At 47.8% G+C, this 12768-nt stretch carries 11 protein-coding genes and 1 other annotated feature; of the genes, 5 read left to right on the forward strand and 6 right to left on the reverse strand.

The features are described 5' to 3' along the window. Positions 1-403 precede the first annotated feature (403 nt). The gene (locus ACRCZA_RS08630; RefSeq protein WP_438674047.1) at positions 404-838 is read left to right on the forward strand and encodes a hypothetical protein; all 435 of its coding nucleotides are present in this window, start codon (positions 404-406) and stop codon (positions 836-838) included. 960 nt (positions 839-1798) lie between these two features. On the opposite strand, the gene ACRCZA_RS08635 is transcribed toward ACRCZA_RS08630, so the two are convergent. After that, on the reverse strand, positions 1799-4285 hold the full coding sequence (locus tag ACRCZA_RS08635) for a VolA/Pla-1 family phospholipase (protein WP_438674048.1): 2487 nt from the start codon (positions 4283-4285) through the stop codon (positions 1799-1801). Positions 4286-4546: 261 nt separating this feature from the next. Here ACRCZA_RS08635 and ACRCZA_RS08640 point away from each other — a divergent pair, with 261 nt between their 5' ends. Further along, positions 4547-5284 carry a YciK family oxidoreductase gene (locus ACRCZA_RS08640; RefSeq protein WP_438674049.1) on the forward strand — a complete coding sequence of 246 codons (738 nt, stop codon included), beginning with the start codon at positions 4547-4549 and terminating at the stop codon, positions 5282-5284. A 239-nt stretch (positions 5285-5523) separates the two neighbouring features. Here ACRCZA_RS08640 and rluB read toward each other — a convergent pair whose 3' ends face one another. The 5 genes from rluB to rnm all read right to left on the reverse strand — a co-directional run bounded on the left by rluB (position 5524) and on the right by rnm (position 9402). Beyond that, positions 5524-6399 (reverse strand): 23S rRNA pseudouridine(2605) synthase RluB, encoded by an 876-nt coding sequence (rluB, locus tag ACRCZA_RS08645; protein WP_438674050.1) that lies wholly within the window; start codon positions 6397-6399, stop codon positions 5524-5526. After that, on the reverse strand, positions 6392-6988 hold the full coding sequence (gene scpB, locus ACRCZA_RS08650) for an SMC-Scp complex subunit ScpB (RefSeq protein WP_438674051.1): 597 nt from the start codon (positions 6986-6988) through the stop codon (positions 6392-6394). Before scpB ends, rluB begins: the two co-directional genes overlap by 8 nt. Before the next feature lie 3 nt (positions 6989-6991). Further along, a complete protein-coding gene (locus ACRCZA_RS08655) occupies positions 6992-7780 on the reverse strand; it encodes a segregation and condensation protein A (RefSeq protein WP_438674052.1) in 789 nt (262 codons plus the stop codon). 144 nt (positions 7781-7924) lie between these two features. Then, a complete protein-coding gene (locus ACRCZA_RS08660; protein ID WP_438674053.1) occupies positions 7925-8545 on the reverse strand; it encodes an L-threonylcarbamoyladenylate synthase in 621 nt (206 codons plus the stop codon). Beyond that, entirely contained in the window at positions 8542-9402 is an 861-nt protein-coding gene (gene rnm / locus ACRCZA_RS08665) for an RNase RNM (RefSeq protein ID WP_438674054.1), read from the reverse strand. The genes ACRCZA_RS08660 and rnm overlap by 4 nt, the downstream gene beginning before the upstream one ends. A 207-nt stretch (positions 9403-9609) precedes the next feature. Further along, positions 9610-9716 (forward strand) — a sequence feature (Trp leader region). A gap of 52 nt (positions 9717-9768) precedes the next feature. Here rnm and ACRCZA_RS08670 point away from each other — a divergent pair. The 3 genes from ACRCZA_RS08670 to trpD all read left to right on the forward strand — a co-directional run. After that, on the forward strand, positions 9769-11457 hold the full coding sequence (locus ACRCZA_RS08670) for an anthranilate synthase component 1 (RefSeq protein WP_438674055.1): 1689 nt from the start codon (positions 9769-9771) through the stop codon (positions 11455-11457). Positions 11458-11473: 16 nt separating this feature from the next. After that, positions 11474-12082 (forward strand): aminodeoxychorismate/anthranilate synthase component II, encoded by a 609-nt coding sequence (locus tag ACRCZA_RS08675; RefSeq protein ID WP_438674056.1) that lies wholly within the window; start codon positions 11474-11476, stop codon positions 12080-12082. Continuing rightward, on the forward strand, positions 12082-12768 hold a 687-nt coding region (gene trpD, locus ACRCZA_RS08680), incomplete at its 3' end, for an anthranilate phosphoribosyltransferase (RefSeq protein WP_438674057.1). The genes ACRCZA_RS08675 and trpD, both read left to right, overlap by 1 nt.

Here is a 12768-nt window from a genome sequence, read left to right on the forward strand (position 1 = left end):
AACAATACTGCATGTGCGCGATCTCTCATTATCAGAGTTAACGCCTTCACTGACGCTAAAAGACATAGAAAACCTCCGCAGAATATGCTTAAGTGATGTGGATAGAGTTCATCATTTGATAAAAATATCCACAAAATACTGAAAAAAACCACAAGACTAAAAAGCTGCCACTTTTTAACCAGTTAAATATAATAATTTAAATCAAGTATTTATATTGAACCACTAAAGTCTTCAACATAGTTTTCCACAGAATCTGTGGATAACCTTTAATTGTGCCGCTAAAACAATTCTATGAGTTTCGTTTCACTGTCAATGCTTTTTTATCCCCAAAAGACCCGAACAATAACTTGAACATCAATAGTAAAATCGCGATACTCACTCTAAATGATCATCATGACTGCCTATGCGAATCTTACTGCTATTCTCTCTATTATTTTTGTGCGGTTGTAGCGATGCCACTACGGATAACGCACCTAACCAAACCCCAGAACAGGTCAGCTTAGGTTTTTTTAATGCCGTATATGTCGACAAAGACATTGAAAAAGCCAAAACCTTTGTCAATGAGCCGCTCCAAGCTGTGCTCAGTCACTACTATATCGCGAGCGCAGTGCAGCGCAATGTACTCAGCCTTTCCATGAGCAATGTTGAAATGGAAATTGATGATATTGATATCGACTTTTTTCGCAAATTTACGAAAGATGTCTTGGTGGTCGTCAAAATGAAAGGACTCAAAGGCGGCAGCCCTTGGATAGACGATAGAACAATTAGACTCAATAAAATTGGAAATAAGTGGATCATTGTTGAAATTATGCCGGAAAAACGCAAAGTCAACGGCTAACATTCATAAAATAATGTTATACATCAAAAACTTAAAAACAAGGCATACGTAACCACCGGTTGACACACAAAGCTCAGAGTGCAATACCCTTAACACGATTAATTGACCTCCTGTAGCTTTAGCCGTATTCCAACGCTTTTATCTGTACTCACTCAATTTAAAACATACGCACCCTAAAACCACTTAAACAAGCTCTTCGAAGCTCCTTACCACTCTTTGCCTCGCAAGGCGTCAACTCCTTTAACAAACACGACTGCCGCCTGCTCAGCGAGCAATGTCGCCTCCCCGGCAAAAAAATACCGCTCGGCGTAAACCGAGCGGTATTTATCTGAATAACGGTAATATCACCATTATCTATATGCTTGTTATGTTATTTAGGCTCACTATGATTATTCAAACCATTCAATTAATGAATGACTCAGCTTAAATCACTTCTTCTTCGCTTTTTTCTGGTAAAGATGCCATAACCTCATCTTTTACTTGATAATAAGCGTTCTCATACTCATGAACGTCCATAACAACTCCTGCTCGATTGTGTAAGGTCGCAAAGGCATGCCGTTCTATGCTGACATTTTGCCAATGAGGAAAGGAATTTCCATGGAGGCCATCATAGCAAAACCAATGCGCCAGTTACAGAAAACTTTCAGTTTTGTTTATGGTTAGTCCTAAATAACATGATTTAGGCCCTAAAGCTCAGGCATTCTGTAGTTAATGGTGAAACCCTTTCAACCTCAAAGCCTGTGTTACCGAGATCAACAAAACCCATCACTCAGCAAAAAGAAACCAAACACAGGTTTCATCGCTAAAATCTGTACTCAAGATAAGTCTCCAAACACCTTCGTCGAGAATACAAAAAGTTCAAAGAATTCAAAGATTGCCAGATTTACCAATAAAAATGCCACTCGCGTTTAACGAGTGGCATATCGGGGCATTAAAGGATGTTTGCAGGAATGACTGTGATTATTTTGGACAAGTTGCAATCACGTTTTTGTCTGACACTAGAATCGTTGCATCACCTTTCGCCGCTGACAACGCGTAGGTTGCCACTTGAGTTTGCATTTCGACCGTTGCATCACCAGCCTTACCATCGGTAGACTCCTTCTCGCTAGGGTCAACAATTGAACTATGGTGTCCCTTAGCAAATCTCACTAAACCTGGGCCTTTGGCTGTACTGTCCACACAGGGCAATCCTAAGGCTGCCGCCAATGGTTCAGTTCCCGATAGTGGGAAATTATCCACGCGATTAGGTAACACTTGATCTGCTAAGTTACCGTTACCATCCCCAGCCACTTCAATCAAATGTATTGGTAATCCCGTTGCTTTTAACATCGGAGCATGGTTTACCGGATCGGCAGAATCGACCGCCGTTTGCACCGCAAAGGCAAAGCTTGGAATAAATTGGGCATACACCGTTTGCACTAATTGAGCATATTCAGGACTACCAGGCACATAACCTGCGATATTGGCCTTATCCACTAACGCTTTAAAAGGGGCTGATGCCGTGATGTTGCTAAACAACACCGGGCCAAAAGCTGCAGAGCCCGCAAATGATCCTGCTAAACCGCCCGCTGGGGCGACTAAAGATGCAGCATTGATAGCATAAGCATTGGGTAATGCTTGTCCGCTAGTGGGATGTTTAAGACCGGTGCTGGCATAGGTGGCAAAATCGGTACCCACAATACCCCCTAAACTCAAACCTTGAATGCTGATCTTAGAGACATCAAAGACTTGAGACTTGCCCGCCTGGGCTAACCCATTCGCCAATCCAGTTAACGCCAGACGTACACCTAAGTGATCCATCGTAGCTTGGCGGAAATTATCCCGCACCGACAGCGTGCTTGAGATATTCACAAATACCAAGGGGTTACCTGCGTTAAAGGCATCAGGTGTACCAATAACCTCGCCGAAAGAAGGATCGGTTGCAGAGACCTCATATATGCCATCCCCATCAGCATCAAAGGAGCGAGCGCCATGCAGTGGCATATCGATGGCTATCGTAGCCACGCCCATCGCAGCATAAGTGCCAGCATAGGCTAGTGACATTTCTTTCCCCCCCCCTAAGCCATGAAGAGCACTGGTGGTTGGCCAACCCGAGGTCGGAGGCGTAAAGGTGAGTCCTTGTTGTTTCATAAAAGCGGCCACTTTAGCGGCATTAGGCATCGAAATCAGCACTGGGACAGTTTCATACCCTTTAATTGCAGGAATCGGGTTGAATTTAGTCAGATGCTTACTTTTATCGACGGCAGTGCCATCATCTAACAGCCAGGTTTTCCCCGCCATCAACGCAGGATTAGCTAACGCATCGGCAGGATTAGCAATGCCATTGGCCACGGCTTGAGTAGCAAAATTGGTCTGACTCAAGGTACCTGCTTGCAATGCTAATAACACTGACACCGGGCTATCGCCTTGAGCTTGCCAGCGACCATTAATTAAGGGCTGACCCGTAGCGGATAAACATTGACTCGAAGAGCAATCACCATAAATCGGCAGTTTAATTGCCGCGGTATAGACATCGGCCAAACTTGACACAACATACGCCGCGCCATCAGCAGGGGTTAATCCCGCGGCCTGAGCCACAGTAACACCGGCCGGCGTGGGCATTTGTACAAAACTTGGCGCATAAGGAGATCCGGGGCTTGCCATCAAGAGCTTTGTGGTTTCATAGACGTTTGCCACCGATTGCGTCGTAAACAGTCCAGAATAAGTAATCGTTGCAGGATCAACATTATGGGCCGCTGCCATCCCCTTTTCATAGCTGTTCACCAGAGTTTGCAGTAGCAATTGCTCTGGTGTTTCTAAGGGCAAAGTATTGATATCCATTTTCAACAACCCATAGGTTGATGACGGCGCTATACCTCGCCCTTCTGAATCTTGGATAAGGTCTGTGGTCGCATAAATATAAGATTGGCCAGCCTTAAGGGGCTTAATTGGCAGAATAACCACCTTAGCGCCAGAAGCCCTTGCAACAAAATCAACCCCAAACTTAAGTTCTGCACCCACTTTACAAGCCGATACTGAAGGTTTGCTTTTACACTCTGGATCGGCAGATAAAGGTCCCCCTACCGTGGCTTCAAACATTCGTACCGCGCCAGGTTGGGCCACCGATGAGGCCGCTAATGTCAGCGGTGTACCATCACTTGTTTTAGCGAGCTCTATATCAATTGAAATGGGTGATGTGGTTGACCAACCATCGAGGGCTCCCAAGGCAATTTGTGGATCCACATAATTACCTGAGCTTTCACCAGGAATGGATAAGGTCCCGTCAGACGTGCCACTAAAAAGCAAATCATTGGGCAAAGGAACCTTAGCATTAGCGGGATCAAATACCATACGCGATTCAGGGATGAGCACTGGGGTGCTATCCTTAAGTTCGTTATAGCTCTCCTCACCACATCCTGTGAGGCCCAGCGCAGACGCAATCGCGACACCCAAAATGAGTCTTTTCATCTTTTTTCCCCAAATCTTGTTGTAATAGTTTTGTTTTCCCCAAGAAATTAGTCACAATAGCTCGAAATCTGTGACTAATAGGACTTATATTAGCCCCTAACTCATTTCAACTTAACGTAAAAATATTGAGTTAGCCACAAGTTTGTCACAAACATTTTAGCTATTGGTAACAATGTTTCAGTCGTTTGTTTGAAACATGCGTTTATCACTTCGGCTACAGTAGAAGTGGCGGGCATTCTCGCCAAGAGGAATAAAAGACTCATGTTGGAATATCAAGCTGTAAAAGATTTACTCCAAGGTAAAACAATTCTCGTGACAGGTGCAGGCGCAGGAATTGGGCGCGCGGCCGCCATTGAGTTTGCCAAACATGGCGCCACGGTGATTTTACTCGGTAAAACCGTGAAAAAACTGGAAGCGGTTTACGATGCGATAGAACAAGCCGGTTACCCTAAACCTGCGATTGTGCCCCTCGATCTGACGGGCGCAACCGAAGAAAATTATCAAGATATGGCCGACACCATTGCTGAACAGTTCGGTCACCTCGATGGATTACTGCATAACGCCAGTTTGCTCGGCTCCCTAGGACCTTTTGAACACATAGATATTCCATCCCTTGAACATGTACTCAAAGTGAATGTCACCGCGCAGGTGATGTTAACAAAGGCACTCTTGCCGATCATGCGTAAAGCGCCGAATGCCTCGATCATCTTTACCTCAAGCAGTGTGGGAAGACAAGGTCGAGCCTATTGGGGGCCCTACGCTTTCTCTAAATTTGCCAATGAAGGCATGATGCAAGTGCTGGCCCACGAGTGCGATGGCACAAGTGTGCGCGTTAACAGTATCAACCCTGGTGCGACACGCACAGAAATGCGCGCTAAAGCTTATCCTGCTGAAAATCCATTGGATCTTAAAACCCCTGATGCCATCATGCCCACCTATCTCTATTTGATGGGGGCGGACTCAATTGGGATCAATGGGCAGCAGTTTAATACCCAATAAACCGGGCCATTAATGGTTAGCTGAGCAACGGTTACCAGCAGAGGCCGCCAATTCTGGCGCCGATATGGGCAGACTTAACATTCAATCTTAATACGCCCACTGCAACCATAAATAGCTCGATAACCATTACAATCGCGCTTAGCAACTCACAACCCAAACAGCAAAAAGGCCGCTTAGCGGCCTTTTTATTAAGTGTGTTAAGCTCGTTACCTTAACACTTTGCGTTGACTCTTTCGAGATTAGCTGCGCTGACGGGTAGGCTTAGGCTTAGCGGCACCACTGACCTTATGCTTACGTACCGCGCGGCGAATTTTAGCGCTTTTCACCTGTGCACGCGCGACACTGTGTTTGTCCGCCGCCAACATAGTACGAGTTTCAGGCTCTAACCCTGCCAGTTGACGCAGATAGTTAACCTGCTCTATTGGCAATTCAATCCAACCGCCACGGGGCAAAGACTTAGGCAATTCGACCATACCATAACGGATCCGGATCAACCGACTCACTTGCACTTCTTGGGATTCCCACAAACGGCGCACTTCGCGGTTACGTCCTTCGCGTAAACACACGTGCCACCATTGGTTCATGCCCTCACCGCCAGCCGCTTTGATACTATCAAATTGCGCGGGGCCATCTTCTAACATCACGCCGGTACGTAAACGTTGTACCGTCGCCTCTGCGACTTCACCGAAGGTCCGCACGGCATATTCGCGCTCAACCTCGTTAGAAGGATGCATTAAGCGGTTAGCCAACTCACCGTCTGAGGTGAATAACAATAGTCCGGAGGTGTTGATATCTAAACGCCCCACCGCTACCCAGCGTGAATCACGCACTTTAGGTAAACGATCAAACACGGTTGGACGACCTTCAGGATCCTTACGGCTACAAATCTCGCCTTCGGGTTTGTGGTATGCCAGCACACGGCAAATCACATCATCGGCAGATTTTAGCGATATCGCCCTGCCATCGATACGCACTTTGGCGTCGGCTTCGATACGGTCACCGAGATTAGCGATGACCCCATCAATACTAACTCGGCCTGCAGCAATCCATGCCTCCATCTCACGACGGGAGCCATGGCCTGCACGGGCCAAGACTTTCTGCAATTTTTCACTCATTAGTATGTTGCTCTTCTGACTGTTCTGGCGCTACTTTCAAACCCGAAAATACCGCCTGTAATGACTCAGTATCCGTCAGCGCAGGGAGATCCGCTAAGGTATCTAAGCCAAAATAGGCTAAAAATTCTAAGGTAGTGGCATACAGTGCGGGTCGCCCCGGGACTTCTTTATGGCCAACTACTTTAATCCATTGTCTATCCGACAAACTTTTAATGATATGGCTACTAATAGCCACACCGCGCACCTGCTCAATATCGCCACGGGTCACAGGTTGACGATAAGCGATCACCGCCAGTGTCTCTAATGTTGCCCGCGAATACTTGGGTGCTTTTTCCTGCCACAGAGGCTGCAAAAACGGACTCAGGACTTCCAAGGTCTGGAAGCGATAACCCCCAGCGACTTTCACAAGTTGAACACCCCGTTCCTGATAATCCTGTTGCAACTCATCCAATGCAGCTTTGATTTTGTCTCTGGAAACACTGAAATCCGCTAACACGGTTTCTTTCAACATTTTCACCGACAAGGGTTTCCCCAATACAAACAAACTCGCTTCAATAAGCTGTTTTAATTGAATTGGATTTATCTGCATCAATTAATAGGCCTTTACATAAATAGTTGAAAACGGCTCTGTTTGGTACAATTCCACTAATAATTCTTTGACCAGTTCCATCAAGGCTAAAAAGGTCACTACCACGCCGGCGCGGCCCTCTTCGACACTAAATAAACGCTCAAAGGGCGTAAATTCGACTGAGTTCAACAAGGCTAAAATCTGGCTCATGCGCTCGCGGGTCGATAGCTGTTCTCGCTTCACATGATGATCTTCGTTGGCGTCGATCCGTTTTAGCACATCGCCAAAGGCGCGGGCGATATCCAATAACGACACTTCAGGCGGGATCACCAAGGGCTTAATACTCGGTGCAGCCTGGGCCTTGGCTTGAAATACATCGCGCTCGAGTCGAGGTAACTCATCCATTTTTTGCGAGGCTTCTTTAATCACTTCATAAGCTTTTAATTGACGGATCAACTGAGCCCGCGGATCTTCCTCAACCTCATCTTCTGCCACCATGCGTGGCAGCAGCAACCGCGATTTAATCTCCGCAAGGGTTGCCGCCATCACTAAATAATCGGCGGCAAGCTCGATACGCGCCTGAGTAAGCATGGCGATATATTCTAAATATTGGGCGGTAATTTGCGAAATGGGTAAATCAACCACATCCAACTTCTGCTTGCGGATCAAATACAACAGTAAATCTAGCGGGCCTTCAAAAGATTCAAGAAAAACTTCCAACGCCTCAGGCGGGATAAACAAATCCAGCGGCATTTCCGTGATGGCCTGCCCACGAATAACGGCTAAGGGTAGACTTTGTTGTGTGCCCTGCATCCGCAATGTCCCCGTTTCCCGCCCACAGCTTGGCTAAGCTTCGCCAAACGCGCGATTATACCTGTAAATATCCGATGATAACACTGCTAAAAACGCGCTTTATCCCGCAAACTAAAGGGATAAAACATCGCAAGACAGCCTAAGTTACAAAAACGGACTGATATCCCCAGCGCCTTCACGTAAAATTTCAGCACCGTCTTCAGACATATCGATCACTGTCGTGGGCTTTTCGCCTAAATAACCGCCGTGAATAATGACATCCACTTGATGCTCAAGCAGATCACGAATGTGCTCAGGATCCGATTCAGCAAATTCGGCATTCGGCATGACTAAGCTCGTTGACATCAGCGGTGCGTCTAAGGCCGCCAATAGCGCGAGGGCGATCACGTTGTCTGGCACACGGATCCCGATGGTCTTTTTCTTATCATTTTGCAAACGCCGAGGGACTTCTTTGCTCGCCTTAAAAATGAAGGTATAAGGCCCTGGAGTGCAACTTTTGAGGATACGATACGCCTGATTGTCGACTTTGGCATAGGTTGCAAGCTCGGACAAGTCGCGGCACATCAAGGAAAAATTATGGTCGTGCTCAATTTGGCGAATGCGGGTAATACGCGTCATCGCATCCTTTTCACCGATCATACACCCGAGGGCGTAACCAGAATCGGTCGGATAAACAATCACCCCGCCGGCTTTTAAGGCCGCCACGGCTTGATTAATCAGCCGAGATTGTGGATTTACTTCGTGTACATAAAAAAACTGACTCATGGTCGTTCCACCCAAGCTCCGGACTGCCAGACCCAATCAATACCTTGGGGCTGATACAGATTTTTACCTAATTCGATCCAATTACTTGGAAAGTGAAAATCACTCCCTATCGATGCAAGTAATTGATTTTGAACACTAAGAGCTGCAAGATTGGCTCTGTCGTCTAGGGTTTGCTGGCCGAGTACCACTTCCATGGCATCCCCACCTGCTTCTTTAAATTCGCGGACTAAACGTTTTAACCACTTAGCCGAGAGTTTGTAACCACTCGGATGGGCCAAGACCGCTAGCCCCCCCGCATTGTGAATAACCTCAATGGCGCTAGCCATATCCCCCCAATTATTGGGGACATAACCGGTTTTTCCCCGCGCCAAATAACGCTTAAACACGCTTGGCATATCAACGGCATGACCATTATCCACCAGCCAGCGCGCATAATGGCCGCGGCTTAAGGCGGCATTACCCGCCAACGCTTTAGCGCCATCATAGGCCCCTAAAATCCCCGCCTTGCCCAAACGCTCACCCATTTCTAGGGCTCGCAGCTCACGTAAGTGGCGTTGATTCGCTAAAAACGTTAACAGGCCATCGTCGGTTTCATCAAAATTAAGTGCAACAATATGAATATCATAGCTATTCCAACGGGTGGATATTTCAACCCCTGAAATCAATTTTAGCGGCTGTGCTTGGGCCGCATTAACGCTGCGAGCCTCAGCTAACCCCGCCACCGTATCATGATCGGTAATCGCAAATAATTGCACGCCCTTTTCGAGTGCTCTTAGCACTAATTCGGCGGGGGTTAATAGACCATCGGAGGCGGTCGTGTGGCTGTGTAAATCAGCCAATATGCTTTGAGTATTCATGGGGCTATTGTACGCGAATTTGTTAAGAAATGCGCAGTTATCTCGTGTTTTATAAAATAAGTGCCGAATCATCGGGGCGGTTTTGCCAAGATTTTCTCGAAATTAAAAAATATTCAATTGACTTTAGGCCTTCGCTCATGTTTTCTATAGCTTAATTCATCGATAACGAGATCCTTTTAAATGACCCACACGACAGCTTCATTCAACATCATTTGGTGGTGGCACTTCCCAACGTAGCGGGTGGTGTGAAGCTCTGTGCTCATTTGAAAGTCACAGAATCAACAAAAAGCCCGCAGAAATGCGGGCTTTTTTGTTGGCGCGAAAAATGTCTGCAACGCGGTAAATGGATAAAAGCGAGATAACAGCATGGCCTTAAAGACATTTAATCAAGTGACCCAAGTCGGTGGAGAAGATATGACGCCACCACAACAGGCATTCGCACGTTCACATACGCTTAAGGCAACGCTGGCATACCATAGCGATCCGCTGCGTCTTTATCAGCACATCACCCAAGATACACCCCATACCATGTTGCTGGAGTCGGCGGAAATCAACAGTAAGGAAAATCTTAAAAGCATAGTAATGACTCATGCCGCGCTGATGATCCGCTGTGACGGCTACCGTTTAAGCTTTAGCGCACTGACCGACAATGGTGAGAGTTTGCTCACGCCCATTGAGCAATTTTTTATCGCCCGCGCGAACCAAACCCAATGCCAACGCAATGGCCAACACTTAGTGGTGATACTGCAAAAGGACACTGAGCTAAAGGATGAGGATGCGCGCTTAACATCCACCTCGCCCCTCGATGGTTTGCGCTTATTTGTTAACCATATCGACTGTGGTCGGGCGCCAGCATTTGCTGACTTATTTTTAGGTGGCGTACTCTCCTACGATTTGATTGATACTGTCGAGCCGCTGCCTGCAGCACCAAATGGTGCAAATGATTGTCCAGACTATTTATTTTATCTTGCCGAAACCTTAATTCTGATTGATCACAAACAAAAACAAGCCGAGATAATCACCCACAATTTCAGCGAAGACTCAGCTAAATACGCTGAAGTCACTCAGATCTTAAATGAGCGCGTTAACCATATCAGCGCTCGCAGCCAAACCTTAGCTAAAGATGCAGAACCTGCGCCCGCGCTGATAGGGATTGAAGCGACTGAGCAAGTCAATATCAGCGATGAAGCCTTTAAACAAACCGTTATCGATTTAAAAGCACATATTGTTGCCGGCGACATCTTCCAAGTGGTGCCTTCGCGCAGTTTTAGCCTGCCCTGCCCGAATACCTTAGGTGCTTACCGCGCGCTGCGACTCACCAATCCCAGCCCCTATATGTTTTATTTCAGGGGCCATGATTTCACCCTGTTTGGAGCCTCGCCAGAAAGCGCGCTGAAATTTGATTCCAGCAACAATCAGGTCGAAGTCTATCCTATCGCAGGTACCCGTAAGCGCGGCAAAACCGCGAGTGGCGAGATTGATGTTGACCTCGATAGCCGCATTGAACTCGAACTGCGTTTAGATAAAAAAGAGTTATCTGAACATTTAATGCTGGTTGATTTGGCTCGCAACGATATCGCCCGCATTAGCCAAAGTGGCAGTCGTAAGGTAGCTGAATTACTTAAGGTCGACCGTTATTCCCACGTCATGCACCTTGTAAGCCGCGTCACCGGTCAATTACGCCAAGACTTAGATGCGCTCCATGCCTACCAAGCCTGTATGAACATGGGCACTTTAGTGGGCGCGCCCAAAGTACGTGCCTCGCAACTAGTGCGGCAGGCAGAAAAGACCCGCCGCGGCAGCTATGGCGGCGCCGTGGGCTACCTCAATGCCCTTGGGGATATGGACACCTGCATCGTGATCCGCTCCGCCTTTGTGAAAAACGGTGTCGCCCATATCCAAGCGGGTGCCGGCGTGGTGTTTGACTCCGATCCCCAGAGTGAAGCCGATGAAACTCGCCAAAAAGCACAGGCGGTGATTTCAGCCATCAAGCTGGGCGCAGGCTTTGATAAAACCTGCCAAACAACCTCTGCCAATACCACGACTGAGCAATAAGGATAAGGAGCCAAGCATGAAACTCTATTTACTCGATAACTTTGACTCCTTCACCTACAACTTAGTCGATCAATTTAGAAGCCTTGGCTGTGAAGTGGTGATTTACCGTAACGATGTCGCTGCTGACTTTATTGCCGACAAGCTGTTAGCAGAAACTGAGCCCACCGCCTTAGTGTTATCACCAGGCCCGGGAGCGCCCCATGAGGCGGGCTCCATGCTGGCACTGATTGATAAAGTTGCGGGCAAAGTGCCAATGCTGGGGATCTGCCTAGGGCATCAAGCCATGGTGGAATATTACGGTGGCAAAGTGGAGCGCGCGCCTTTTGTCGTGCATGGTAAAGCCAGCCCCACCTATCACAATGGCACAGGCGTGTTTGCCAACTTACCTTCGCCCTTACCCGTTGCCCGTTACCACAGTTTAGTCGCCACTAAAGTACCTGATTGTCTAGAGGTTATCGCCACGACGGAAGATATGCCGATGGCAATTATGCATGCCAAGCATAGGGCGGTCGGTTTCCAGTTTCATCCCGAATCCATCTTAACGACCTTAGGCAGCACATTGTTGACCCAAACCTTAGCCTTTTTGACCCAAGAAAACGCAAGTCACCACGCGGGAGCCCAATAATGAGTGCAACATCCATCCAGCCCCTGCTCGATAGCTTGTTTCAAGGCAAGGCATTAACCCGTGAGCAAACCGCCAGCCTCTTTAGCGTGCTGATCCAAGGTGAAATGCATGAGACCGTGATGGCGGGTATGTTAATGGCGCTTAAAATTCGCGGCGAAACCATAGAAGAAATCAGCGGCGCCGCCGATGCCATGCGCGCCGCGGCTAAGCCGTTTCCGTATCCCGCATCTAAGCGGACTCAAGGGATTATCGATATCGTCGGCACGGGCGGCGATGGGTTTAATACCATTAATATTTCCACCACTGCCGCCTTTGTCGCCGCCGCTGCTGGCGCAAAAGTGGCAAAACACGGTAATCGCTCCGTATCGAGTAAATCGGGCTCGTCAGATTTACTCGCCCAATTTGGCATCGATTTAACCATGTCACCCGAGCTGGCGAGCCGCTGTCTCGAATCGCTCAATCTGTGCTTCCTGTTTGCCCCCCACTACCACGGCGGCGTCAAACATGCAGCCCCAGTAAGGCAAGCACTAAAAACTCGCACATTATTCAATGTGTTAGGACCGTTGATTAACCCAGCGCGCCCCGAGTTTATGCTACTTGGGGTATATAGCCTAGAGTTGGTTACCCCTATCGCCTGCGTGCTGCAAGCCCTTGGCACCCAAAGAGCCATGGTGGTACATGGTAGC

Source organism: Shewanella sp., assembly GCF_051658185.1.
Classification (GTDB): Bacteria; Pseudomonadota; Gammaproteobacteria; order Enterobacterales; family Shewanellaceae; genus Shewanella.